This window comes from Enterococcus sp. LJL99, assembly GCF_054871725.1.
The window spans coordinates 76,310-102,560 of the sequence record NZ_JBTXLT010000010.1 but is presented as its reverse complement, the minus strand read 5'-3'; the positions used below and the strand labels follow the sequence as shown (position 1 = coordinate 102,560).

Annotated in this window: 20 protein-coding genes; 19 read left to right on the top strand and 1 reads right to left on the bottom strand. The window is 35.1% G+C overall.

The window, feature by feature from the left end:
* The first annotated feature begins 35 nt into the window (after positions 1-35).
* The 15 genes from ACYSNW_RS14250 to ACYSNW_RS14180 all read left to right on the top strand — a co-directional run bounded on the left by ACYSNW_RS14250 (position 36) and on the right by ACYSNW_RS14180 (position 17,742).
* The gene (locus tag ACYSNW_RS14250; RefSeq protein ID WP_461745569.1) at positions 36-1,472 is read left to right on the top strand and encodes a S41 family peptidase; all 1,437 of its coding nucleotides are present in this window, start codon (positions 36-38) and stop codon (positions 1,470-1,472) included.
* Positions 1,473-1,715: 243 nt separating this feature from the next.
* Positions 1,716-2,270 carry a signal peptidase I gene (gene lepB / locus ACYSNW_RS14245; protein WP_461745567.1) on the top strand — a complete coding sequence of 185 codons (555 nt, stop codon included), beginning with the start codon at positions 1,716-1,718 and terminating at the stop codon, positions 2,268-2,270.
* Between the two features lie 8 nt (positions 2,271-2,278).
* Complete coding sequence (ylqF, locus tag ACYSNW_RS14240; protein ID WP_461745565.1) at positions 2,279-3,142, top strand: ribosome biogenesis GTPase YlqF; 864 nt, start codon at positions 2,279-2,281, stop codon at positions 3,140-3,142.
* Positions 3,132-3,902: a ribonuclease HII gene (locus ACYSNW_RS14235; protein ID WP_461745563.1), complete on the top strand. Its 771-nt coding sequence runs from the start codon at positions 3,132-3,134 to the stop codon at positions 3,900-3,902. The genes ylqF and ACYSNW_RS14235 overlap by 11 nt, the downstream gene beginning before the upstream one ends.
* Before the next feature lie 67 nt (positions 3,903-3,969).
* Complete coding sequence (dprA, locus tag ACYSNW_RS14230) at positions 3,970-4,851, top strand: DNA-processing protein DprA (RefSeq protein ID WP_461745630.1); 882 nt, start codon at positions 3,970-3,972, stop codon at positions 4,849-4,851.
* A gap of 111 nt (positions 4,852-4,962) precedes the next feature.
* Complete coding sequence (gene topA / locus ACYSNW_RS14225) at positions 4,963-7,041, top strand: type I DNA topoisomerase (RefSeq protein ID WP_461745561.1); 2,079 nt, start codon at positions 4,963-4,965, stop codon at positions 7,039-7,041.
* A 221-nt stretch (positions 7,042-7,262) separates the two neighbouring features.
* Positions 7,263-8,576 carry an FADH(2)-oxidizing methylenetetrahydrofolate--tRNA-(uracil(54)-C(5))-methyltransferase TrmFO gene (gene trmFO / locus ACYSNW_RS14220; protein WP_461745560.1) on the top strand — a complete coding sequence of 438 codons (1,314 nt, stop codon included), beginning with the start codon at positions 7,263-7,265 and terminating at the stop codon, positions 8,574-8,576.
* A 157-nt stretch (positions 8,577-8,733) separates the two neighbouring features.
* Positions 8,734-9,924, top strand: coding sequence for a M20 family metallopeptidase (locus tag ACYSNW_RS14215; RefSeq protein WP_461745558.1), 1,191 nt, complete (start codon positions 8,734-8,736; stop codon positions 9,922-9,924).
* Positions 9,925-9,935: 11 nt separating this feature from the next.
* A complete protein-coding gene (locus ACYSNW_RS14210; protein WP_461745557.1) occupies positions 9,936-11,189 on the top strand; it encodes an MFS transporter in 1,254 nt (417 codons plus the stop codon).
* Positions 11,190-11,628: 439 nt separating this feature from the next.
* Positions 11,629-12,525, top strand: coding sequence for a tyrosine recombinase XerC (xerC, locus tag ACYSNW_RS14205; protein ID WP_461745555.1), 897 nt, complete (start codon positions 11,629-11,631; stop codon positions 12,523-12,525).
* Between the two features lie 27 nt (positions 12,526-12,552).
* The gene (gene hslV / locus ACYSNW_RS14200; RefSeq protein WP_461745553.1) at positions 12,553-13,101 is read left to right on the top strand and encodes an ATP-dependent protease subunit HslV; all 549 of its coding nucleotides are present in this window, start codon (positions 12,553-12,555) and stop codon (positions 13,099-13,101) included.
* 14 nt (positions 13,102-13,115) lie between these two features.
* A complete protein-coding gene (gene hslU / locus ACYSNW_RS14195; RefSeq protein ID WP_461745551.1) occupies positions 13,116-14,519 on the top strand; it encodes an ATP-dependent protease ATPase subunit HslU in 1,404 nt (467 codons plus the stop codon).
* Positions 14,520-14,537: 18 nt separating this feature from the next.
* Entirely contained in the window at positions 14,538-15,326 is a 789-nt protein-coding gene (gene codY, locus ACYSNW_RS14190) for a GTP-sensing pleiotropic transcriptional regulator CodY (RefSeq protein WP_461745549.1), read from the top strand.
* Between the two features lie 13 nt (positions 15,327-15,339).
* Positions 15,340-16,215, top strand: coding sequence for an aldose 1-epimerase family protein (locus ACYSNW_RS14185; protein WP_461745548.1), 876 nt, complete (start codon positions 15,340-15,342; stop codon positions 16,213-16,215).
* Between the two features lie 78 nt (positions 16,216-16,293).
* On the top strand, positions 16,294-17,742 hold the full coding sequence (locus tag ACYSNW_RS14180) for an amidase (RefSeq protein ID WP_461745547.1): 1,449 nt from the start codon (positions 16,294-16,296) through the stop codon (positions 17,740-17,742).
* A 71-nt stretch (positions 17,743-17,813) separates the two neighbouring features.
* On the opposite strand, the gene plsY is transcribed toward ACYSNW_RS14180, so the two are convergent.
* Positions 17,814-18,440, bottom strand: coding sequence for a glycerol-3-phosphate 1-O-acyltransferase PlsY (gene plsY, locus ACYSNW_RS14175; RefSeq protein ID WP_461745545.1), 627 nt, complete (start codon positions 18,438-18,440; stop codon positions 17,814-17,816).
* 118 nt (positions 18,441-18,558) lie between these two features.
* On the opposite strand from plsY, the gene ACYSNW_RS14170 reads away from it, so the two are divergent.
* From ACYSNW_RS14170 to pflB, 4 genes are all read left to right on the top strand, one after another.
* Entirely contained in the window at positions 18,559-18,984 is a 426-nt protein-coding gene (locus ACYSNW_RS14170; protein ID WP_461745543.1) for a CoA-binding protein, read from the top strand.
* Between the two features lie 173 nt (positions 18,985-19,157).
* On the top strand, positions 19,158-21,224 hold the full coding sequence (parE, locus tag ACYSNW_RS14165) for a DNA topoisomerase IV subunit B (RefSeq protein ID WP_461745541.1): 2,067 nt from the start codon (positions 19,158-19,160) through the stop codon (positions 21,222-21,224).
* 12 nt (positions 21,225-21,236) lie between these two features.
* The gene (gene parC / locus ACYSNW_RS14160) at positions 21,237-23,699 is read left to right on the top strand and encodes a DNA topoisomerase IV subunit A (RefSeq protein WP_461745539.1); all 2,463 of its coding nucleotides are present in this window, start codon (positions 21,237-21,239) and stop codon (positions 23,697-23,699) included.
* A 291-nt stretch (positions 23,700-23,990) separates the two neighbouring features.
* Positions 23,991-26,237, top strand: coding sequence for a formate C-acetyltransferase (gene pflB / locus ACYSNW_RS14155; protein WP_461745537.1), 2,247 nt, complete (start codon positions 23,991-23,993; stop codon positions 26,235-26,237).
* Positions 26,238-26,251: the final 14 nt, after the last annotated feature.

The window sequence follows — 26,251 nt, the reverse complement described above, 5'->3', positions numbered from 1 at the left end:
TTCATGTGAAAGAATTTTAAGAAAAGAGAAGATAAATGAAAAATAAAAAGAGAGTAGTTCCTTATTATCAATATATTATTTCCTTAATTTGTGTGGCTTTCCTATGTGGTGGTAGCGCGTATATTTATTTTGACCGAAAATTCAATCAGTACGCAGCTTCTTCGCCTGGTGGAGATTTCAAAAAAATCGAGAGTTTATACAATGAAATCCATAGTAATTATGTTGGTAAAATAGATGATCAAGCCTTGATTAACGGGGCTTTAAAAGGGATGACCAATGCTTTAGATGATCCATATTCAACCTATTTGGATATTCCAGAGGCAAACGAACTAAATAATAGTTTGTCTGGCAGTTTCGAAGGAATCGGAGCAACCATGACAATGATAAATGATTTGCCTGCAGTTGCACAAGCACCTATTGAGGATTCTCCTGCTGAAAAAGCTGGTCTAAAAACTGACGATACGATTCTTAAAATTGATGGTGAATCAACAGATGGTTTAACTTTAAGTGAAGTTGTAACCAAAATAAGAGGAGAAAAAGGAACAGAAGTTAAACTAACAATCCTTCGTGGTGAAGATACCTTTGATGTCAATATCACACGAGATACTATCCCAATTAAAACAGTCAGTGGAACAATTGATGATCATGAAAAAACGGTTGGAAATATTAGAATTACAACATTTGGTGAAAATACTTATGAAGAACTACAAGAGGCGATTAAGAAATTAAGAAAAGAAGGCGCAACCTCCTTTGTTATTGATTTACGTCAAAATCCTGGCGGGTTACTGAATCAAGTTGAACAGATGGCAAGCATGTTTTTAGAAGATGGGGAAACAATTGTTCAATTCGAAGATAAAGATGGCAATAAGTATGAAGATGTTGCCTCAAAACAACTTGATGATGGGTTTAAAGTAACTGAACCAACTGTTGTTTTAGTTGATGAAGGTAGTGCCAGTGCCTCAGAGATTTTTGCTGCAGCATTGAAAGAGTCTGGTAATAAAAAGGTTATTGGCACAAAAACGTTTGGTAAAGGTACTGTTCAAAATATCAAAAATCTTAGTGACGATAGTGAGTTGAAGTTAACGATTTTAAAATGGTTAACTCCTGATGGTGAATGGATTCACGAAAAAGGCTTAGAACCTTCAATCGAAGCCGATTATCCTGAGTATGCTTACCTAAATCCAATATCAAAAGACAAAGTTTTAAAAGTGGGGGATTCATCAGACGTCATTAAAAATGTAAATAAAATTCTTAAAGCTCTTGATTATGATGTTAATGGTGATTCTGCTGATTTTACAGAACAGACAAAGGCAGCAGTCAGTGATGTTCAAAAGAAAAATGATTTACCAGTTACAGGGGAAATCGACAATGATACCGCTGAAAAAATCGAAGAAGAATTAGGTAAAAAAATTACTGAAAATGATAATGCCTACAAAAAAGCAATAACAGAATTAAAAAAAGAAAAAAAATAGAAATATAACTGAAATAATCCTTTTTATATGACTATTTCACCTTAAATATCTATTATTTTTAAAACTTAAATAAACTATGTTAGAAAACTAAAGTGACAACTAGTTTTGTAATCTCATTGGAACTCATCATCAGAGACGGTTTCTTCGTTGATTACTAACTAAATTCCAAAAAACTCGAATGCTTCAATCTTTTTCAGTCATTTCTAGAAAAAAACTAACTCAAGGAGGGAACCGACGAAACTAATGAAAAAAAACAAAAATTATGTCGGAAAATTTATTTTCTTTTTAAAATTATTAATTCCTTCACTTGTTCTTTTCTTTATATTAAGAGGTTTTATTTTTATTCCTGTTCCAGTTGATGGAAACTCAATGGAAAAAACATTGTCTCAAGGTGATATGATTGTCATGGAAAAATTTACTTCAATTAAACGATTTGATGTCATTGTTTTTCAATTACCAAATGGAGCAATTTACATAAAACGAGTAATTGGCATGCCTGGAGATACAATCAGTTATCAAGCAGATCAACTTTATGTAAATGGACAACCTGTTGCTGAAGATTTTTTAGAAAAAAACAAGGGAAATGATCATAAAAAGGTTCCATATACGACTAATTTTGATTTAAAAGAATTAACGAATGAAGAAGTATTAGATAAAGATAGTTATTTTGTATTGGGAGATAATCGGCGAATGTCTAAAGATAGTCGTTCTTTTGGTCCAGTCGAAAGTAAGTATATTTTAGGTAAAGCTCAATTTGTTTATTACCCCATACAACACATGAAATTTATACCAAGATAGGTGAGAATATGACAATACAATGGTTTCCTGGACATATGGCGAAAGCCCGCAGAGAAGTTTCTGAAAAAATAAAATTTGTAGATATCGTTTTTGAATTAGTCGATGCTCGATTACCCATCTCCTCTAGAAATCCGATGATGGATCAGCTGGTTCAACATAAAGCACGGTTAATTTTATTAAATAAAGGCGATCTAGCAGATAAAGAACAAAATCGAAAATGGCAACAATATTTCCAAGCGAAAGGGTATCATACCTTGGTTATTAACGCTCAACAAAATCAAGGTGTGAACAAAATTGTTCCAGAGGCAAAAAAAGCATTAAAGGAAAAATTAGAACGTGAAAAAGCAAAAGGATTAAAACCACGCCCGATCCGAGCAATGTGTATAGGGATCCCGAATGTTGGAAAATCAACGTTGATGAATCGATTGATAGGAAAAAAAATTGCTCAAACTGGTAATAAACCGGGAGTAACAAAGGGGCAACAATGGATTCGTTCAGGTTCAGAATTAGAATTATTGGATACACCTGGAATTTTATGGCCGAAATTTGAAGACGAAGAAATTGGTCGGAAATTAGCGCTGACGGGAGCAATCAAAGATCAACTTCTACATTTAGATGATTTGGCTATTTATGGCTTATCTTTTTTCAATCAATTCTATCCAGCACGCCTACAAGAACGCTATAAATTAACCGATGACGAGCTTTTATTAGACGCTCCAGAACAATTGATGTTGATTGCTAAAAAAAGAGGTTTTAGAGATGACTATGAACGAGCAAGTGAAATGGTTATACAAGAAATTCGTAGTGGGAAATTAGGTCCATATACGTTGGATCGTTGGGAAGAATTAGGAGTAGATTTAAATGAAGAATGAGTCGATTCAAGCAATAAAGGAAGCATTAGCTAGCGTTGAATCTAAAGAAGATCAGCGCCTTGCTTTGTGGCGTTCTGATCAACGAGCTGGCGTTCAACAAGCACTTAAACAATGGGAGCGACGAATGCTTCGACATGAAAAAGAACAGGCTCTATTTGAAGAGATGTGCTATTTCGAAAAACAAGCTAAAGCGCAAAACTATCACGCAATTGCGGGAATCGACGAGGTCGGACGAGGTCCTCTGGCTGGTCCAGTTGTCGCTGCTGCAGTCATTTTACCTGAAGATTTTGTTTTACTTGGAGTCAATGATTCTAAAAAATTGTCTGCTAAAAAAAGAGAAGAGCTTTATGAAACGATTCAAAAAGAAGCTATTTCGATTGGCATTGGAATTGTTGATCATCAAACCATTGATCAAGTAAATATCTACCAAGCTACTAAATTAGCAATGATTCAAGCAATCGAACAATTATCAATAAAACCAGATTATTTATTGATTGATGCGATGAAACTTGAGGTACCAATTCCACAAGAGAATCTAATCAAAGGAGATGCTCGTTCTATTTCCATTGCTGCTGCTAGTATTATTGCCAAAGTCTATCGAGATCAGCTGATGCAAGATTATGGTCAAAATCACTATCCTGGTTATGGATTTGAATCAAATGCTGGTTATGGGACAAAAGAACATCTTGAGGGACTCAAAAAGATGGGAATTTGTCCTATTCATCGCAAAACATTCGCTCCAATCAAAGACATGATATAAAAAATAAAAAAACCTTATTTTTGCGAATACTTATCATAAGAGAGTATTAATGAAAGAAGGTTTTTTTTTGAATGCAAAACATCGATCTTTATTATTTAAACTTGTTGTTTGCGAAGGAATTGGGAATATCGGTATTTTAAAAGTACTTAAATTTTTGCTTGAATATCCAAATACAGAAAGATTATCCAAAGAAGAAATTATCCAAATCGCCAATATAACAACCTATTATGAGCGTTTTCTATCCTCATGGGATTATTGGACTGATCAAGAAGAAGAGCTAAAATCATATGAAAATGAACATCAATTTATTACTATTTTAGATCCTGTTTTTCCTACCTATTTAAAACAAATTTATAATTGTCCTGCCATTTTGTTTTATCAAGGAAATATCGAGTTATTGAACAAAAAATTATTATCTTTTGTTGGTTCCAGACAAGCTTCAGCCTCTGGTGTAGCCATGGTTCGACAACTTGTTCCTAAAATAGTTGCTGAAGACTTCGCAATTGTTAGTGGATTAGCTAAAGGAATTGATAGTATCAGTCACCAAGTGGCTATCCAATGTCATGGAGCAACAATTGGTGTTATTGGAACTGGATTAAATGTTTTTTATCCAAAAGAAACAGCTAGTTTACAACAAAAAATGATGCAAGAACAATTGGTTATTAGTGAATATCCAAAAAACGTAGGTCCTAAAAAACATCATTTCCCAATGAGAAATAGAATTATTGCAGGCTTGAGTTTGGGAACCTGCGTGATTGAAGCAAGAGAAAATAGCGGTTCGTTGATTACTGCCCAAGCAGCTCTAGAATATGGTAGAGAAGTTTTTGTCGTACCTGGAGATGTTCCAGCAAACCGCTCAAACGGTTGTCACCACTTGATTCAGCAAGGCGCAAAGTGTACAATTTGTGCGCAAGATATTTTAGATGAAATTAAATTTTTTCGAACATAACTCTACCAATCCTTGACAAATTCCTGTCGAATAGATATGATGAACTACGATTTGTGAGTTTTGTATTATATATAGAAGAAACTCGAAAAACCGAAAGGAGCCACACTTTAAATGGCATATAAATATCTTGTAATAGTTGAATCACCTGCTAAAGCCAAAACGATTGAAAAGTATTTAGGAAGAAACTATAAAGTTGTTGCTAGTGTCGGGCATATTAGAGACTTACCCAAGAGTAAGATGGGAATTGATATAGAAAATAACTATGAACCTCATTACATTTCGATTCGTGGAAAAGGCGATGTAATTAAAAGTTTAAAAGCCGCTGCCAAAAAAGCCGAAAAAGTCTATCTTGCAGCCGATCCGGATAGAGAGGGAGAAGCAATTGCTTGGCATCTTTCTTTCTTATTAGGACTAGACTTAAATGATAAAAATCGTGTAGTCTTCAATGAAATTACGAAAGAAGCTGTAAAAGCAGCCTTTAAAGAACCTCGTACAATCAATGTTGATTTAGTAGATGCGCAACAAGCTCGTCGTATTTTAGACCGTTTAGTAGGCTATTCATTGAGTCCTATTTTATGGCGCAAAGTAAAAAAAGGCTTAAGTGCAGGACGAGTTCAGTCTATTGCGCTCAAAATCATTATTGATAGAGAAAATGAAATCAGAAAATTTATTCCTGAAGAGTATTGGAGCATTGATGGAAACTTTAAAAAAGAAAAGAAAAAATTTAAAGCCAACTTTTGGGGATTAGATGGCAAAAAGAAAAAATTAGCCAACGCAGCTTCTGTTAAAGAAGTGACTGATCGTATCAAAGGGAAAGAATATGAAGTGACTAAAGTCGAGAAAAAGGAACGTAAACGTAATCCTGCATTACCATTTACGACTAGTAGTCTGCAACAAGAAGCAGCTAGAAAACTTAACTTTAGAACACGCAAAACTATGATGGTTGCTCAACAACTTTATGAAGGAATTCCTTTAGGAAAACAAGGTACTGTTGGGTTAATCACTTATATGCGTACAGATTCAACTAGATTAGCTGATTCTGCTAAAAATGAAGCTGCAGATTACATTGAAAAACATTTTGGTAAAGAATATTCAGCACACGGTGGTAGAAAAGTGAAAAACGCGCAAGGTGCTCAAGATGCTCACGAGGCGATCCGTCCATCAAGTGTTTTACGCTCACCACAAGAAATCAAACAATATCTAGATAAAGATCAACTAAAATTATATACATTGATTTGGTCAAGAATGGTGGCTAGTCAAATGACTCCAGCAATTCTTGATACAATGAAAGTAACTTTAGAACAAAATGGCGTTATCTTCATTGCAAATGGTTCAAAAGTGAAATTTAAAGGATTCATGCAAGTTTATGTTGAAGGTCGTGACGATGGTAAAGAAGACAAAGAGAATATTTTACCTGATTTAGTTCGAGGAGACAAAATAACTGCGGTTGATATTGAACCAAAACAGCACTTTACGCAACCACCTGCGCGTTTTAGTGAAGCAACATTGATTCGATCTTTAGAAGAAAATGGCGTAGGCCGTCCGTCAACGTATGCTCCGACATTAGAAACAATCCAACGACGTTATTATGTGAAATTAACGAATAAACGTTTTGAACCAACTGAACTTGGTGAAATTGTAAATTCATTGATTGTAGAATTTTTCCCACAAATCGTTGATGTTCACTTTACTGCTTCAATGGAAGAAGATCTTGATCATATCGCGGATGGACAAGAAAAATGGATTGAAGTAGTCGATCGCTTCTACAAACCTTTTGAAAAAGAACTGACAAATGCCGAAGAAAAGATTGAAAAAATTCAAATCAAAGATGAACCAGCAGGTTTCGATTGTGATCTTTGTGGTCATCCAATGGTCATTAAATTAGGTCGCTATGGTAAATTTTATGCTTGTAGTAACTTTCCAGATTGTCGTAATACCAAAGCGATTGTAAAAGAAATTGGTGTAACTTGCCCTGTTTGTAATGAAGGACAAGTCATTGAACGGAAATCTAAAAAGAATCGCTTGTTCTATGGTTGTAGCCGTTACCCTGATTGTGATTTCACCTCTTGGGATAAACCAATCGGACGTAAATGTCCTAAGTGTGGCAAATATCTTGTAGAGAAAAAAGTTAAGGGTGGCAAACAAGTAGTCTGTATAGATGGAGACTATGAAGAAAACATTCAAAAATAATTTTTTAGACTATAAAGTGTGGCAAGGAATAAATGAAGCAAGTGAAATGTAGGTGAGACAAAGTAAAAATTACTTTTGTCCCAACCTCGTTTGATTTTCTAAAACTAAACAAATGATGGGCCAAAGTCGGAAAGTCAATTGATTTAAATTCATTGACCTAGCTGCAAGGTCAACCCGCAGCAACGGCTTTGCCATGATTACATTAAAGAAATGAGGCTATTATGACAAAATCTGTAACGATTATTGGCGCTGGACTTGCTGGAAGTGAAGCCGCATGGCAAGTTGCCCAAGCTGGAGTTCCAGTCACACTATATGAAATGAGAGGAGTTAAAAAAACTCCCGCTCATCAAACGGACAATTTTGCGGAATTGGTTTGCTCAAACTCATTGCGAGGTAATAATTTGACGAATGCGGTTGGCGTTTTAAAAGAAGAGATGCGTCGCTTAGATTCTATTATTTTAAGTAGCGCGGATAAAACTGCGGTTCCAGCAGGAGGCGCGCTGGCTGTCGATCGAGATACGTTTTCCTTAGAAGTAACCAATCGAATCAAAAATCACCCTTTGATAACGATTAAAAATGAAGAGTTAACAGAATTACCCGAAGGAATCACTATTATTGCTACTGGTCCATTGACGTCAGAAGCTTTAGCGACGAAAATTCAAGAATTTAATGGATCAGAAGGGTTTTATTTTTATGATGCGGCTGCCCCAATTGTTGATAAATCGACAATTGATATGGATAAAGTCTATTTAAAATCTCGTTATGATAAAGGTGAAGCTGCTTATTTAAATTGTCCAATGACAGAAGCTGAATTTACAGCTTTTTATGAAGCGCTAATTGATGCCGAAGTAGTTCCCTTAAAAACATTTGAAAAAGAAAAATTCTTTGAAGGATGTATGCCAATCGAAGTAATGGCAAAAAGAGGGATTAAAACGATGCTATTTGGTCCATTAAAACCAGTTGGATTAGAAGATCCCAAAACGGGGAAAAGACCTTACGCAGTCATTCAATTGAGACAAGATAATGCGGCTGCCTCTTTATACAATTTAGTTGGATTTCAAACTCATTTAAAATGGGGCGAACAAAAACGAGTCTTTCAAATGATTCCAGGGTTAGAAAACGCTGATTTTGTTCGTTATGGTGTGATGCATCGAAATAGTTTTATGAATTCACCAGAGTTATTATTACCAACCTATCAATCTAAAAAAAGACATGACTTATTTTTCGCTGGACAAATGACTGGCGTTGAAGGGTATGTAGAAAGTGCGGCAAGTGGTCTTTTAGCTGGTATAAACGCTGCCCGTCTCGCTAAAGTAGAACAGCCGATGACATTCCCAAGAGAAACAGCGTTAGGTAGTATGGCTTATTATATTACCCACGCTGAAGGCAAGCACTTCCAACCAATGAATGCAAACTTTGGTCTTTTTCCGGAATTACCAACTCGAATCAAAGATAAAAAAGAACGATATCAGACTCTAGCAGATCGCGCACTAACTGCTCTAGATAAAACTAAAAGAGAAATAAATAGACAATAAATACATTTATAAAACCGTCAAGAAAATAGTCCCTATTTTCTTGACGGTTTTTCTAGTTTATAATAAAAATAAGTGTTTTCACACCTTTTTCTTACTATTTACTCATATTATGGTATGATAATAAGAAACTATATTTCATTGTTGGAGGAATTTTAAAATGACAAGCGGGTTAGATAAATTATACAATTTATTAGATCAAAAAAAAGAGCGAATGATACAAATTAGACGTCAATTACATGAAAATCCAGAATTATCATTTCAAGAAACTAGAACTGCTAAATTTATTGCGGATTTTTATAAGAATAAAGACTGTATTGTATCTAGTAACATTGGTGGAAACGGCGTTGTAGTTGTAATTGATAGCGGCAAACCGGGGAAAAATATTGCTATTCGTGCTGATTTTGATGCCTTGCCGATTCAAGAAGAGACAGGTTTGCCTTTTGCTTCTAAAAATCCAGGAGTTATGCATGCTTGTGGACATGATGGACACACGGCTTATATGTTGATTTTAGCTGAATCTTTGATTGAATTAAAAGAGGAATTTACTGGAAAAATCACTATTCTTCATCAACCAGCAGAAGAAACACCGCCTGGTGGTGCTATTCATATGATAAAAGATGGCTGCCTAGATGGAGTGGACGCCGTACTTGGTATCCATGTTATGTCTGGATTACCTGTTGGAACGGTTCATTATCATGCTGGACCTACACAATCAGGAAGAGCCACTTTTAAAGTGAAAATTCAAGGCAAAGGGAGTCATGGATCAATGCCTAATGCTGGAATTGACTCTATTTTAGTTGCTAGTCAGTTTGTTGTGAATATTCAAAGTATTGTTAGTCGAAAAACTGATCCATTTGATATGGCTACTGTCACAATTGGTTCATTTGACGGAAAAGGATCAGCCAATGTCTTAAAAGATTCAGTAATCCTCGAGGGTGATGTACGTGTAATGAACGAAGCAGCACGAGATATTATTGAGACCGAATTCAAAAGAATTTTAGCTGGTATTTGCTCTGCCTATGGTGCGACTTATGAATTAAACTACGAAAATGATTATCCTGTTTTAGTCAATGATGAAAAAATGACTGACTTAGTCTCGACAACATTGAAATCCGCGGACTTTCCTGAATTAACAGCTGTTGAAGAATGTAAGGCACAGGCTCCTTCTGAAGATTTTGCTTATTATTGTCTAGAGAGACCTAGTTGTTTCTTTTATGTTGGAGCAACGGGTTCTGGACAAGTAGCTTATCCACATCATCACCCTAAATTTGATATCGATGAAGAGTGTTTAATGGTGGCTGCTAAATCAATGGCAAGTTGTGTATGGAATTATTCAAAAGATATTTAGGAGTATAATGAATGAAAAATAAAGGACAAATATTTTACGGTTGGAAAGTTGTTTTTGGTAGTGTTTTAGTAACAAGCCTGGTTGTTCCTTTAGTCATGTCTTTAGCAAATGTATATCTAATACCAATTACTAAAGAAATGAATATTTCTAGAAGTGCGTTTACTTTAACCAGTACGATTACTCAAGGAATGGGTATTTTTTTGTCGCCATTGATTGCTAAAAAATTAGCTCTAGGTGATTTGAAAAAGATTCAAACAACAGGACTGATTGTTTTTAGTATGTCGTATGCAGCCTTATCTTTAGCTCAAACAGTGTGGCATTTTTATATTATCGCTTTGTTTTTAGGTACTAGTTTCTTATGTGCTGCGGTAATTCCCATTAGTATGATGATTACAAATTGGTTTCATGAAAAACGGGGCTTAGCGATGAGTATAGCAATGACTGGAATCGGGGTCGGAGGCTTTGTCTATAGTCCTGTGATCGCCTATTTGCTGGAAGCTTTTGGTTGGCGTATGACCTATCGAATCATGGCTTTGTTAGTTGCCATAATAACAATTCCAATTTCGCTTTTTATTTTCAAAAAAGGACCGGAGGATATAGGATTATTACCATATGGTTATGAAAAAATCGAAAAAAAGAAAGACTTTGTTGCTAAAAATCAAAATGAACAGCTTTTGACTAAACGTCAATTGTTCAAACAGCCGTTTTTTTGGATTCTCTTATTTGGAATGCTGACTAACGGTCTAATCAACAGTGGCGCTTTAGGTCAGTTTCCTCCAGCATTGGAAGAACTTCATGGAGTTGTAGTAAAATCAACGATTATTTCACTTTATTCTTTAGTAGGGGTTTTTGGAAAACTAATTTTAGGTTGGCTAAATGATCGGTTCGGTATTATCAGTAGTACCATTTTTGGCTGTACTTTTTTTGCTTTATCATTTTTATTACTTTTGAATGGTGAAAACATCAACTTTATTTACTTGATGGCTATCTTTTTTGGCTTAGGAACACCAATAGGAACTGTTTCGCCCCCATTAATTACTTCAGAAATATATGGATCAAAAAATTATGCACAAGTATTTGGAATCATTAATAGCGTGATGCAGATTGGGTTGACCTTTGGCTCATTAATGATTGCAAAAATATATGATAGAACAGGTTCTTATCAATCTGGTTGGTTATTACTATTTACTTTAACTCTCCTAACAATGATTAGTTGGTTATCAGCTGTTGTTCTTGCTAAAAAAAATAAATCAATTGATTCATAAGAATATGATTTTAAACTAAAAATTGTGCTAACTAAGTGAGGTTTACAACGTGGTTGAGACAAAAGTAAAAACCACTTTTGTTTTATCTTTTGAAACCGAACAAACGGTGGTGCAAAAGTAGCTCTTTCGGAAATAAGCCGAAATTTACCAAAAATTTGAAGAGCAATTTTCGGAAATTCCTTCTTATTTCTCAGAGCTAACCACTTTTGTCCCAACCTCTTTTAATGCTTAAGTAAGCAAATCTTAAAGCTAAAATCAATTTAAGGACAAGAAGATGATCAAATTCTTCTTATCCTTTTTTATTTTTACATGAAACTTTTTTTTAATATGAACAAATTGTTACTAAATTTGAAAATATTGATTAAATTCTGACAATTCATTTGTTTTTTAACAATTGTTATGCTAAAGTTACGTTGTATTTATTGAAGGGGGTTTCAGGTTGGAAGCAAAATGGACAACTCTTTTTTTTAATTATTTGCTAGTTGAGAGAAGATATTCTGAAAAAACAAAAAAAGCTTATGAAGAAGATTTGATGAGCTTTTTAAACTTTTTACGTAGTTCTGGAGATGAAAATTATTTAACTATTGATTACTTGGATGTACGAACTTATTTGGGTTATTTGTATGATGAAGAGTATAGCCGAAATTCAATTAGTCGAAAAATTGCTAGTTTACGTTCATTTTATCAATTTCTTTTAAAGAATGAAGTAATAACGGAAAATCCTTTTTCCTATGTCCATTTAAAGAAAAAACAACTCAAGCTACCTCGATTTTTCTATGAAAAAGAAATGGAAGCTCTTTTTGATAGTGTGACTGGAACAACACCTTTAGATCAAAGAAATCAAGCGTTATTAGAAATTCTTTATGGTACAGGAATTCGTGTCAGCGAATGCGCGAATCTAACACTTTCAGCCATTGATTTTTCTTCAGGAGTTTTATTAATTCATGGAAAAGGAAATAAAGATCGTTATGTTCCTTTTGGTTCGTTTGCTGCTGACGCATTAGAGCATTACTTAGCGAATGGTCGCAAAGAGTTAATGAATAAATTCCATAAGGATCATACTTATGTATTTGTTAATCACCACGGCGAACAAATTACCTCTACAGGAATTGAATACGTATTGAATCAACTAATTAAAAAAAGTACATTAGATAGTGATATTCATCCACATATGTTAAGGCATACTTTTGCAACACATCTTTTAAATCATGGTGCGGATATGCGAACAGTTCAAGAATTACTCGGACATTCAGATTTATCAACCACGCAAATCTATGCTCATGTCACTAAAGAAAGTCTACAAAAAAATTATCGGAATTTTCATCCGCGTGCATAATCTAGAATATATTAGGAGGATAAATAAATGGTAGAATCACAATTTCATTCAACAACAATTTGTGCTGTTGAAAAAGATGGAAAATTTGCAATGGCTGGAGACGGTCAAGTAACGATGGGTGAGTCAGTTGTTATGAAAGGCTCAGCTAAAAAAGTACGTCGTATTTATAACGATGAAGTCGTCGTTGGTTTTGCAGGAAGTGTTGCTGACGCATTTACACTTGAAGAGAAATTTGAAGGGAAATTGAACGAATACAATGGTAATTTAACAAGAGCAGCCGTTGAATTAGCGCAAGAATGGCGCACACAGCAATCTATGCAAAAATTAGAGGCGATGCTGATTGTTATGAATAAAAAAGAAATGCTTTTAGTATCAGGAACAGGTGAGGTTATTACCCCCGATGATGGAATCTTAGCTATTGGATCAGGTGGTAACTTTGCTTTATCTGCTGCTAGAGCCATGAAACAATATGGTGAAAAAGAAATGTCTGCCAAAGAAATCGCGAAAAATGCCTTGAATATCGCTGCAGATATCTGTGTATTCACTAATCATAATATTATTGTAGAAGAAATATAGTGGAGGAATAAATAATGAGTGAACTAAATAAAACCCCTAGAGAACTCGTTCAAGAATTGGACGAATACATTATTGGACAAGAAACGGCAAAAAAATCGGTAGCTGTAGCACTAAGAAATCGGTATCGTCGCCTACAATTAGAAGAAAAAATGCAACAAGATGTGACACCCAAAAATATGTTGATGATTGGGCCAACAGGTGTTGGTAAAACTGAAATTGCACGTCGTTTGGCAAAAATCGTGCAAGCTCCTTTTATAAAGGTCGAAGCAACAAAATTTACTGAAGTTGGTTATGTTGGCCGTGACGTAGAATCAATGGTTCGAGATTTGGTTGAAAATGCGATTCAAATCGTTGAAAAACAACAATACAGCCGTGTTTACTCACGTGCGCTAAAAAAAGCGAATCAGCGTTTAGTAAAAGCCTTAGTTCCTGGGATTAAAAAAGAACAAAAACAAACTGGCGGAAATCAATTCGAACAAATGATGCAAATGTTCAATGCCCCGCAACAAGCACAAGAACCTCAAGAAGAAGTAACAGAAGAAATCAAAGTGAATCGTAAGACGATTTTAGATCAATTAGAAAAAGGCTTACTTGATAATCGTGAAGTCACTATTGAAATCGATGAACCTAAGAAAAGTATGCCTGCAATGAATAATGGTTTAGAGCAAATGGGAATTGATTTGAACGAAACATTAGGTGCTTTATCGCCAAAAAGAAAAGTAGAACGTACGGTAACCGTTAAAGAAGCACAAGAGTTATTAATTAAAGAAGAATCTGCAAAAATCGTTAATGATGCGGACATTAATAGTGAAGCAATTCGTTTAACACAATCTAGTGGAATTATTTTTATTGATGAGTTTGATAAAATCACTTCTAAAGGACAACAAAGTTCTGGTGAAGTTTCAAGAGAAGGCGTTCAACGTGATATTTTACCAATCGTTGAAGGCTCTCAAGTAAATACAAAATATGGTATTGTACAAACAGATCACATTTTATTTATCGCTTCAGGAGCATTCCATTTATCTAAACCAAGTGATTTGATTCCAGAATTACAAGGACGTTTTCCAATTCGTGTTGAGTTAGATGACTTGACCGCTGAAGATTTTGTCCGTATCTTGACTGAACCAAATAATGCCTTGATTAAACAGTACATTGCTTTGATTGGAACTGAAAATGTAACTGTAACGTTTACTAAAGAAGCCATTGAGCGGATTGCCAATATCGCTTTTGATGTAAATAGAAGTACTGATAATATTGGCGCTCGTCGTCTACACACAATTTTAGAACGTTTACTAGAAGATCTGTTATTTGAAGCACCTGATATGCAAATGGGGGAAATTACTATTACAGAAGCTTATGTAGATGAAAAATTAAATAGTATTGTACAAAATGAAGATTTAAGCCGTTATATTTTGTAATAATTAGGAGGAGCAAAAATGAGCACATTATTAGAGAAAACGCGTCAAGTCAATAAACAGTTACAGCAACAAAACTCATTTGACCAAAAAGCGGATCTCCCTTACGATAAAATAGCGTTGATTCTGGGAGATATTTTGGATAGTAATGCGTATATTATTAGTAGCACAGGTGATTTGTTAGGTTTTTTTGAAAAGTTAGATGTCAATAATGCTCGTGTGAAAAATATGTTTGAAGAAAAGAAATTCCCTCAAAATTATACAGATGCGGTGGATGACTTGACTAAAACAGAAGCCAATATTACGATTGATAGTGATTTAACAGCATTTCCAGTTGAAACTAGAAAAGAATATCCGTTAGCATTAACAACAATTGTTCCAATTTATGGAGCTGGAAAACGATTAGGAACGATTCTATTAGCTCGCGTTGAAACATCATTTGATGAGGATGATCTTGTATTAGCAGAATATAGCGCAACGGTAGTTGGCATGCAGATTTTATATCAACAATCCAGAACAATTGAAGCAGAAGTTCGAAGCGCAACCGCTGTACAAATGGCAATCAATACACTTTCTTATAGCGAACTAAAGGCGGTTCAAGCAATTTTCGAAGCTTTAGATGGAGAAGAGGGACGTCTGACTGCTTCAAGTATCGCTGATGAAATTGGCATCACCCGTTCTGTAATCGTCAATGCTTTGAGAAAATTAGAATCAGCAGGTATTATCGAATCACGTTCTTTAGGAATGAAAGGAACATACTTAAAGGTATTAAATAAACAATTTATTAAAGAATTGGAAAAGGATAAGTAACGGAGGGGCACAAATGACAGTAAAAATAGAAAATGAGTTCCTAACAGCTGAATTTGCTGAAGATGGTGCTGAATTAATTAGCTTACAATCAAAAGCGACAGGAATTGAATATATCTGGCAGGGAGATTCTGCTTTTTGGGGAAGACATGCACCCGTTTTATTTCCAATTGTTGGACGGTTGAAAGATGACCAATATACCTATCAAGGTAAAACTTATCCAATGTCTCAACATGGATTTGCTAGAGATTCACTATTTACCGTTATTGAGCATGGAGATGCATTAGTCTCATTCTCTTTAAAAAGCAATAAAGAAACGAAGAAAAATTATCCCTTTGATTTTGAATTGATTATTTCTTATGAACTAGTAGAAAATTCTTTAACAGTCGATTATCAAGTAGAAAATACTGGTAATGACGCAATGTACTTTTCAATTGGCGGGCATCCAGCCTTTAATGTGCCATTAGATGAAAAACTAACATTTGAAGACTATTATTTAAGATTTTCGCCACAAAAATCGAGAACACAGATTCCATTAGTTGGTTCTTATACGGATATGGAGCATAAAACATTAGCTCAAACAAATATTGGAATTAATTTAACACATGAATTATTTAAAAAAGATGCGTTGATTTTTGAAACTAGAGGAAGTAATGCTTTTACAATTGCTTCAGATCATAGTGAACACGAACTTCAATTAAGCTACAATGATATGCCATATGTGGGAATTTGGTCTCCAAGTCCTAAAAATGCTCCATTTGTTTGTATCGAACCTTGGTGTGGAATCGCTGATAATATTGATAGTACTGGAGATATTACTAAAAAAATCGGTATCAATCAATTAGCTCAATCCAAGATATTCAAAACAAACTACATGATTACAGCGAAATAAAAAAGTAACCTGAGACAAAACGAAGTTTGGTTTGATCTCAGGTCTTTTTATCAAAAAAAATTCGGAGGAACATAGGTGATGGAAGATGCTTTAGCGTGGAGCAAAAAACTAAAAAAACAAGAGATTAGCTTACCTGAATTAATACAAGAGATAGATGTAAAAGTAAAAAAAATAAATCCACAAATTAATGGGCTAGTCGAATGGTCTGCTGATGAACTACTGTTATCTGTTCAAAATTTTAAGATTAACCCAACTTTACCGTTTTCGGGTGTGCCGATTCCTTTAAAAATATTAGGACAAAACAAAAGAGGGTGGAAAGCGACTGCAGGTGCTAAACTTTTAAATGAAATCAGAGCAGTCGAAACGGCAAACTTCGTGAAAAAGTTAGAGATAAATGGCTTTATCGCAGCTGGACAGACAAATACACCAGAATTTGGTTTTAAAAACATCACTGACCCAATTCTTTATGGTCCTACACGAAATCCGTGGAATCTTGTGCATTCCGCTGGCGGATCAAGTGGTGGAGCTGCTGCAGTTGTTGCTAGCGGAATTTTCCCAATGGCTGGCGCTAGCGATGGGGGTGGTTCGATTCGAATTCCAGCTTCTTTTAACGGATTGATTGGCTTAAAACCCACAAGAGGAGCAATGCCGAATGGTCCAGGAAGTCTGCGTGGTTGGCAAGGCGCTTCGATTGATTTTGCTATGACTGTATCGATGAGAGATACCGAAGCTTTATTTTATGCGCTAAAAGGAAATCAAAAAGCCTCGCCTTACCATCCACCACAAAATACGTTAAGTGAAACCGCACAACAGAAAAAATTAAAAATCGCTTGGTTTACTGATTCTCCAGTAGGAACGCCTGTTTCTGAAGAAGCTATTCGTGCAGTAAAAAAGATGATTAAATCATTAGAACACTTGGGACATGAACTAACAGAGATTACATTGCCAATTTCCGGCATATCTCTAATTGAAAGCTATTATTTGATGAATGGCGCTGAAACTTCAGCCATGTTTACTGGATTAGAAAAAGAATTCAATCGACTTATGACAATTGAAGATATGGAATTAATGACATGGGGAATCTACCAATATGGTCAAACAATTCCAGCTAAAAAATATATACATGCACTAAACCTTTGGGATCAGGCTGCTGTTCAAATGGAAGAACTCTTTTTATCCTATGACTTATTGCTAAGTCCGACAACGGCTTATCCAGCCCCTAAAGTTAATCAAGAATTGCAGAGTGAGACAATTCGAGCAAAATTACTAGAAGCTGAAAATTTATCTGAGGATGAACTAAAGACACTAATTTATGAAATGTTTGAGAAAAGTTTGGCTATTTCACCCTATACTCAATTAGCGAATTTAACTGGACAACCTGCGATTAGTTTGCCAACCCATCTAACAAATGACGAAAAATTACCGTTAGGTGTTCAATTTATGGCTTCTAAAAGTAATGAAGCCTTATTATTTTCTATAGGGAAGCAATTGGAAGAAGCAGATTTGTTTATCTTACCAACCAGTTAGAACTAAAAAAACTATCCTTCAACAACTTAAAAACTAGTGTTGTTAAAGAATAGTTTCATTTTTAATTCTAATTATTTTCTGGCACCTAGCCCAAAAGGAACACGATTCTCAGTACCAGCTTTAATACGAGCGATGTTTTCCTTATGACGGATAAAAATAAAGATAGTCAATGCCAAAGCAATCAACGTTAAAAATGGATCAAATTTTGGTAAAATTGCTGGAATTGAATATGGCAAAATAATCGTTGATAAAGTGATTAAAACGGCACCAATCATACTAGTTAAACTAACCATACTGGTAATATAAAGTAAAATAACAAAAATAAGGGCTGAATAAAGGAAAAATGCCGGGTTATATGCTAATAACATACCTGCACTGGTAGCAACTGCTTTGCCACCTTTAAAATGAGCGAATATCGGAAATGTATGCCCAAGAACTGCTGCAACCCCAAAAAATAAAGGATTAATTGGCAAATGAAAAATCATCGGCAAGCATGTCGCCAATGTTCCTTTTAAAATATCCATAAATAAAACTAAAGTACCTGCTTTTTTCCCAAGGACGCGAAATGTATTGGTTGTTCCAGTATTGCCACTGCCGAATTGACGAATGTCTTTTTTAAAAAATAGTTTACCTACCCAAACACCTGAAGGAATTGACCCTAATAGGTAAGCTAAAACTAGTAGTAAGATAATTTCCATTGTTAGACCTCTTTCTATTTCTCAAACTAGGACTTATTTTATCACGAATAGAAAGAGCTAACAATCTTTATCTTTTAATGTATAATAAGAATATAAAAAACGACAAGGAATGATAACGATGACTTTTCAAAATCCCACACAAGAGCAAATTTTTACTTATTTAAAAGAAGCAAAACGGATTGCAGTCGTTGGTTTAAGTGCAAAAGAAGAACGTACTAGTTTTCAAATCGCTAAATTACTACAAGAATATGGCTACCAAATTATTCCTGTGAATCCAGTTTTAGCAGGACAAGAAATTTTAGGTGAACCTGTTTATGAACGATTGCAAGATATTCCAGATCCAATCGATATTGTAGATATTTTTAGAAGAAGTGAATTTTTACCTGATGTTGCAAAAGATTTTTTAGAAACAGATGCAAAAGTTTTTTGGGCTCAATTAGGTTTGGAAAGTGACGAAGCAGCTGAACTATTGAAAAAATCAGGTAGAAATGATATTATAATGAATCGTTGCATTAAAATCGAACTAGATGCAATGGAAAAATAATACAATCTAAATTGACTATTGCTTGCTTATTTAGAAGTTCGAAAAGCGAACAATTTAATAAGAAAAGGGCGACCAGTAAGGAAAGCTCTTTTTTTTTGAACACTTTTAGAGTATGATTGTAATGATGTGGCGAAAGCCGTACAACGAAGTATATTATATAAGGAGTTTTTTCTTTGGCGAAAAAAAATAATGAATATAATGATGCCTCCATTCAAGTCCTAGAAGGATTAGAGGCAGTTAGAAAAAGACCCGGTATGTATATAGGGTCTACTGATAGTCGCGGATTACATCATTTGGTTTATGAAATTGTCGATAATGCTGTAGATGAAGCCTTATCTGGCTATGGTGATTCAATTAACGTTACGATTCAAAAAGACAATAGTATTATGATTTCAGATTCAGGGCGCGGAATGCCTGTCGGGATGCATGCTTCTGGGATTCCCACGGTCGAAGTTATCTTTACCGTACTCCATGCTGGCGGGAAATTTGGACAAGGCGGCTATAAAACATCAGGTGGATTACATGGTGTGGGTGCCAGTGTTGTAAATGCTTTGTCAAAATGGTTAGAAGTGCGCATTGTACGAGACGGCGTTGAGTTTATGGAACGTTTTGAAGATGGTGGCAAACCAATCGGTACACTAAAAAAAGTGGGCAAAACGACGAAGAAAAATGGAACGACGGTAACATTCTTACCAGATGATAGTATTTTTTCTACTGTGAATTTTTCTTATGAGATTCTTGCTGAACGATTAAGAGAATCAGCCTTCTTATTAAAAGGCGTTAAAATTACTTTAACAGATCAACGTGGTGAAGAGCCTAAAGAGGAAGTTTTCCATTATGAAGAAGGAATCAAGGAATTTGTTGCTTATTTAAATGAAGAAAAAGATACGCTAACACCAGTTGTTTATTTTTCAGGTGAGAAAGAAAATATTGAAGTTGAGTTAGCTTATCAATATAATGATGGGTACTCAGAGAACGTCTTATCTTTTGTAAATAACGTTCGTACTAAAGATGGCGGGACACATGAAGTTGGGATGAAATCTTCGATGACTAAAGCGTATAACGAATATGCGCGAAAAGTCGGTCTTTTAAAAGAGAAAGATAAGAATCTCGAAGGTAGTGATTTCCGTGAAGGTTTAGCGGCTGTTCTATCCATTCGTGTACCTGAAAATCTATTACAATTTGAAGGACAGACAAAAGAAAAATTAGGAACTCCATTGGCTAGAAACGCCGTTGATAATGTGATTGGCGAACAAATGGGTTTTTATTTGCAAGAAAATAGTGAAATGAGTCAACAATTGATTCGTAAAGCAATTAAAGCACGGGAAGCACGGGAAGCAGCAAGAAAAGCGCGTGAAGAAAGTCGTAATGGGAAAAAACGGAAAAAGGGTGAGTCTCTATTATCAGGAAAATTAACCCCTGCCCAATCAAGAAACCCTAAGAAAAATGAAATTTATTTAGTCGAAGGAGATTCCGCTGGTGGTTCTGCTAAACAAGGAAGAGATCGAAAATTCCAAGCAATTTTACCATTACGTGGAAAAGTTTTAAATACTGAAAAAGCAAAAATGCAAGATATTTTGAAAAATGAAGAAATCAACACCATGATTTATACGATTGGTGCTGGTGTCGGTCCGGAATTTTCTGTAGAAGATTGTAATTATGATAAAGTTATTATCATGACCGATGCTGATACAGATGGTGCGCATATTCAAGTCTTGTTACTGACCTTCTTTTATCGTTATATGAAACCTTTAATTGAAGCTGGAAAAGTCTATATTGCTTTACCTCCGCTTTATAAAGTATCGAAGGGGACAGGTAAAAAAGCAGTTATTGAATATGCTTGGACAGATGATGAATTAGCTGAAGTAACAGCAAAAGTTGGAAAAGGCTATCTTTTACAACGCTATAAAGGATTAGGTGAAATGAACGCGGATCAATTATGGGAAACAACAATGGACCCTGAAACACGTACGTTAATTCGTGTTCGAATTGATGATGCGGCCCAAGCAGAGCGACGTGTAACAACATTAATGGGTGATAAAGTTGAGCCTAGAAGAAAATGGATTGAAAAGCATGTTCAATTCACCATGGAAGAAGATGGCAGTATCTTGGATCGAAAAGACGGAGAGGTTGAAATAGCGCCTTCTGTTTCAAATGAAATCCTTGATGAAGAACAGCAAGTAAAAATAGACACAAAGAATTATGAAACAGAAGAAATAAGCTTATTTGATTTGGATTAAGGAGTGACAGATTTGGAAAAACGCCAAGAAATTCAAGAATTAACGCTTGAAGATGTTATGGGCGATCGTTTTGGAAGATATTCCAAATATATCATTCAAGAACGTGCCTTACCTGATATAAGAGATGGATTGAAACCAGTACAACGGCGAATATTATTCTCTATGAATAAAGATGGCAATACTTTTGATAAAGGATTCCGTAAATCTGCGAAATCGGTCGGTAATATCATGGGGAATTATCATCCCCATGGTGATAGCAGTATTTACGAAGCAATGGTTCGTTTGAGTCAAGATTGGAAATTACGTGAAGTCTTAATTGAAATGCATGGGAACAACGGGAGTATGGATGGCGATCCTCCAGCTGCGATGCGTTATACGGAAGCCCGTCTATCTGAATTAAGTGGTGAGTTACTTAAGGATATTGAAAAAGATACGGTTGATTTCGTCTGGAACTTTGATGACACAGAAAAAGAACCAACAGTTTTACCAGCAAAATACCCTAACTTATTAGTCAATGGTTCTACAGGAATTTCAGCTGGTTATGCTACGGAAATCCCAACCCATAATTTGACTGAAATTATTGATGGAACAATCTACTTGATTGATCATCCTAATGCTAGCTTAGACAAATTAATGGAATATATTCCAGGACCAGATTTCCCAACCGGGGCGATTCTGCAAGGAAAAGAGGAAATCAAAAAAGCCTATGAAACCGGTCGAGGAAAAGTTATTCTACGATCAAAAACGAAAATTGAACCATTAAAAGGTGGTAAACAGCAAATTATTATCACTGAAATTCCTTATGAAGTGAATAAAGCTACGTTAGTTAAAAAAATGGATGAAATTCGCTTGAATAAAAAAATCGACGGAATTGCTGAAGTTCGTGATGAAAGTGACCGAACAGGATTACAAATCGCAGTTGAATTAAAAAAAGAAGCGAATGCAGAAGGTATTTTAAACTATTTATTTAAAAATACTGAGTTGCAAATCAACTATAACTTTAATATGGTCGCTATCGATAACCAAACACCTCAACAAGTTGGTCTAAAACGAATTTTAGATAGCTATATTGTTCATAGAAAACAAGTGATTACGAATCGTAGTCAGTTTGAACTGAATAAAGCACGCAAACGTCAACATATCGTAGATGGTTTGATTAAAGCTCTTTCTATTTTAGATCAAGTGATTGCAACAATTCGTGGCAGTAAGGATAAAAAAGATGCCAAAACCAATTTAATAAACAGCTATGCTTTTACGGAAGAACAGGCCGAAGCAATTGTCAATTTACAACTTTATCGTTTAACGAACACAGATATTACACAATTAGAAAAAGAAGCCCAAGAGCTGAAAGAACAAATTGAAGCCTTGATGACTATCTTAAACAATGAAAAAGAATTGCTCAACGTAATGAAAAAAGAATTGCGAGAAGTAAAAAAACAATATGGCAATAATCGCTTAACTAAAATCGAAGATGAGATTCAAGAGATAAAAATCGAAACAGAAGTTTTAGTTATGCAAGAAGACGTTGTTGTCACTGTGACGCATGAAGGATATATCAAAAGGAGTAGCATTCGCTCTTATAATGCATCAAAACCTGAAGAAATCGGAATGAAAGATGGTGATTTCTTACTATATTCTGGTGAATACAACACATTAGACCATATTTTATTAATCACAAATAAAGCGAATGTGATTTATCGACCAATTCATGAACTTCCAGATTTAAAATGGAAAGATATGGGCGAACATATTTCTCAAACGATTTTAAATCTGTCCATCGATGAATCAATCATCGCTGTTTATCCTTATAAAGAGCTAAGTCCTGCCAAAACATTTGTCTTTATGACAAAAGACGGTATGATAAAGCAAACTAAAATGACTGATTTTGAGCCATGGCGCACATATAAGAGCCGCCCTACAAATTGTATGAAATTAAAATCAGAAACAGATGAGATTGTGAATGTTTACCTAACTGATGAACAAGAATCGTTGGACGTATTCTTAGTCAGCCATCGAGGATTCGGGCTACGTTATTCCTTAGCCGAAGTTCCTGTTGTCGGAGCCAAAGCAGCTGGTGTCAAAGCGATGAACTTAAAAGAGCAAGATTATGTTGTCAATGGTTTATTAGTTTATCAAGAAGGAGATACTCCAATTGTATTACTAACACAAAGGGGAAGTATCAAACGAATGCTTGCCCAAGAATTACCTCAACTAGGTCGAGCAAAACGTGGACTGATGGTGTTAAAAGAATTGAAGAAAAATCCTCATCGTATCCAATTTATGTCAGAAAGTAATGAAACTGAATTGTTAGTGACAACCCAAAAAGGGGAAAACATTGTTATTGATTCACAAAGCTACCCAATCAACGAACGAACTTCGAACGGTTCTTTCATGATTGATGAAAAACAAGAGGGCGGAATCCTAGCTGTCCATAAGCTTATTTCAGCAATGGTTACTCAAGAGAATTCGGAATAACGCTTACATCTGTTATATAGAATTCGAGCTAAGATTAAACTGTAATAGTACAGTTTAATCTTTTTTTAATACAGTCATTTGCTTAAAAATAGTAAGAAAAAGAAAACTCGTTAATATAATCACAAACTTAAAACGCTAGTTTAACAGTGTTTTATTAAGATTTGATAAAAAAAACAGGTGATTCGTTCAAATTATACTAAGGAAGTGCTTGCATTCGGATAAACATGTGTTATACTAATCACATAAAGCTGTTACACTAAAAAACAGCAATTATGAGGAGGCCCACAATCAATGGAACAATGGACAGGCTTTAAAAGCGGAAAATGGGAAACATCAGTTGATACAAGAAACTTCATTCAAAACAACTATACTGAATACACTGGTGATGACTCTTTCCTAGAACCTATTGCACCAAGTACTGATAAACTATGGACGAAATTACAAGAATTATTTGAAATCCAACATGAAAAAAATGGCGTATATGACATGGATAACAATATCCCTGCAACAGTAACGTCTCACGAACCTGGATACTTAATCAAAGAAGAAGAAAAAATCGTTGGTCTACAAACTGACGTACCATTGAAACAAGCATTTATGCCTTTTGGTGGAATCAACATGGCAAACAACGCTTTACAATCAAACGGTTACGAAGTAGATAGTGAAATGACAAAAATTTTCACTGAATGGAGAAAAACACATAACCAAGGTGTATTTGACGCTTATACTCCAGAAATGAGATCTGCTCGTAAAAACAAAATTATTACTGGTTTACCTGATGCGTACGGACGTGGACGTATTATTGGTGATTACCGTCGTATCGCTTTATACGGAATTGATTTCTTAATCAATGAAAAGAAAAAAGATTTAAGCAATACTGGTAATAAAGTAATGACAGACGATGTTATTCGTTTAAGAGAAGAAATTTCTGAACAAATCAGAGCAATGGGCGATTTGAAAGAAATGGCTTCAACTTATGGCTTTGATATTTCTCAACCAGCTTCAAACGCACAAGAAGCAATTCAATGGTTATACTTTGGTTACTTAGGTGCAATCAAATCTCAAAATGGTGCAGCAATGTCTATCGGACGTATTTCTGCTTTCTTAGATATCTACATCCAACGTGATTTAGAAGCAGGTTTGATTACTGAATTTGATGCACAAGAAATGATTGACCACTTGATTATGAAATTACGTATGGTTAAATTTGCTCGTACACCAGAATACAACCAATTATTCTCTGGTTACCCAATTTGGGCTACATTATCAATTGCTGGTATGGGCTTAGATGGACGTTCATTAGTTACTAAAAATGATTTCCGTATCTTACACACATTAACAAACATGGGTCCTTCACCAGAACCAAACTTGACAGTATTGTATTCTTCTCGTTTGCCAAAAGGATTCAGAACGTTTGCTTCTAAAATTGCAAAACAAAGTTCATCTATTCAATTTGAAAACGACGACTTATTACGTGCTAACTGGGGTTCTGATGATTGTGCGATTGCTTGTTGTGTATCTGCAACAGTTATGGGTAAAGACATGCAATTCTTCGGCGCTCGTGCGAACTTAGCAAAAGCTGTTCTTTACGCTATCAATGGTGGGGTCGACGAAAAAACAAAAATGCAAGTAGCTCCTAAATTCCGTCCAATGACAGGTGATACATTAGACTTTAACGAATTTATTGATCGCTACAAAGATATCATGGATTGGTTAGCAGAATTGTATGTAAATACATTAAATGTAATCCACTACATGCACGATAAATACTCTTATGAAGCAGCTCAACTTGCTTTTATGGAAAGTAACTTGCAACGTACATTTGCAACTGGTATTGCTGGTATTTCACATGCAGCTGACTCAGTAATGGCTATCAAACATGGTAATGTTAAAGTAATCCGTGACGAAGATGGTTTAGCAATCGACTATGTACCTGCAAACGAGTTCCCAACATACGGAAACGATAACGAAGAAGCAGATGCAATGGCTAACTGGATTTTAGAGTACTTCATGACTCAAATCAAACGTCAACATACGTACCGTAATGCTCGTCCAACAACTTCATTATTAACAATTACTTCTAACGTAGTTTACGGAAAAGCAACCGGTAATACACCAGATGGACGTAGAGCAGGTAAACCATTGGCTCCAGGTGCTAACCCAAGTTACCAAGATGGTAAATTCTTAGGTGAGAAAAATGGCTTATTAGCTTCATTAAACTCAACAGCTAGATTAGAATATACTTGTGCTTTAGATGGAATCTCTAATACACAAACAATCAACCCTAATGGATTAGGTAAAGATGATGTTGCTAGAATTGATAATTTACGTAACGTTATGGATGGTTACTTCGACAAAGGTGGTTACCACTTAAACGTAAACGTCTTTACAAATGAATTATTACTAGATGCACAAGCGCATCCAGAAAAATATCCTAACTTAACCATTCGTGTTTCTGGCTATGCAGTTAAATTCCGTGATTTATCTCCAGAACAACAAGCTGATGTTATTTCAAGAACATCACACGATAGAATGTAAGAAAAGACTATAAT

Bases quoted from the DNA above. Each gene is read 5' to 3' on its own strand.
- ACYSNW_RS14250 (WP_461745569.1), top strand. From the start codon at position 36: ATGAAAAATAAAAAGAGAGTAGTTCCTTATTATCAATATATTATTTCC.
- lepB (WP_461745567.1), top strand. From the start codon at position 1,716: ATGAAAAAAAACAAAAATTATGTCGGAAAATTTATTTTCTTTTTAAAA.
- ylqF (WP_461745565.1), top strand. From the start codon at position 2,279: ATGACAATACAATGGTTTCCTGGACATATGGCGAAAGCCCGCAGAGAA.
- ACYSNW_RS14235 (WP_461745563.1), top strand. From the start codon at position 3,132: ATGAAGAATGAGTCGATTCAAGCAATAAAGGAAGCATTAGCTAGCGTT.
- topA (WP_461745561.1), top strand. From the start codon at position 4,963: ATGGCATATAAATATCTTGTAATAGTTGAATCACCTGCTAAAGCCAAA.
- trmFO (WP_461745560.1), top strand. From the start codon at position 7,263: ATGACAAAATCTGTAACGATTATTGGCGCTGGACTTGCTGGAAGTGAA.
- ACYSNW_RS14215 (WP_461745558.1), top strand. From the start codon at position 8,734: ATGACAAGCGGGTTAGATAAATTATACAATTTATTAGATCAAAAAAAA.
- ACYSNW_RS14210 (WP_461745557.1), top strand. From the start codon at position 9,936: ATGAAAAATAAAGGACAAATATTTTACGGTTGGAAAGTTGTTTTTGGT.
- hslV (WP_461745553.1), top strand. From the start codon at position 12,553: ATGGTAGAATCACAATTTCATTCAACAACAATTTGTGCTGTTGAAAAA.
- hslU (WP_461745551.1), top strand. From the start codon at position 13,116: ATGAGTGAACTAAATAAAACCCCTAGAGAACTCGTTCAAGAATTGGAC.
- codY (WP_461745549.1), top strand. From the start codon at position 14,538: ATGAGCACATTATTAGAGAAAACGCGTCAAGTCAATAAACAGTTACAG.
- ACYSNW_RS14185 (WP_461745548.1), top strand. From the start codon at position 15,340: ATGACAGTAAAAATAGAAAATGAGTTCCTAACAGCTGAATTTGCTGAA.
- ACYSNW_RS14180 (WP_461745547.1), top strand. From the start codon at position 16,294: ATGGAAGATGCTTTAGCGTGGAGCAAAAAACTAAAAAAACAAGAGATT.
- plsY (WP_461745545.1), bottom strand. From the start codon at position 18,440: ATGGAAATTATCTTACTACTAGTTTTAGCTTACCTATTAGGGTCAATT.
- ACYSNW_RS14170 (WP_461745543.1), top strand. From the start codon at position 18,559: ATGACTTTTCAAAATCCCACACAAGAGCAAATTTTTACTTATTTAAAA.
- pflB (WP_461745537.1), top strand. From the start codon at position 23,991: ATGGAACAATGGACAGGCTTTAAAAGCGGAAAATGGGAAACATCAGTT.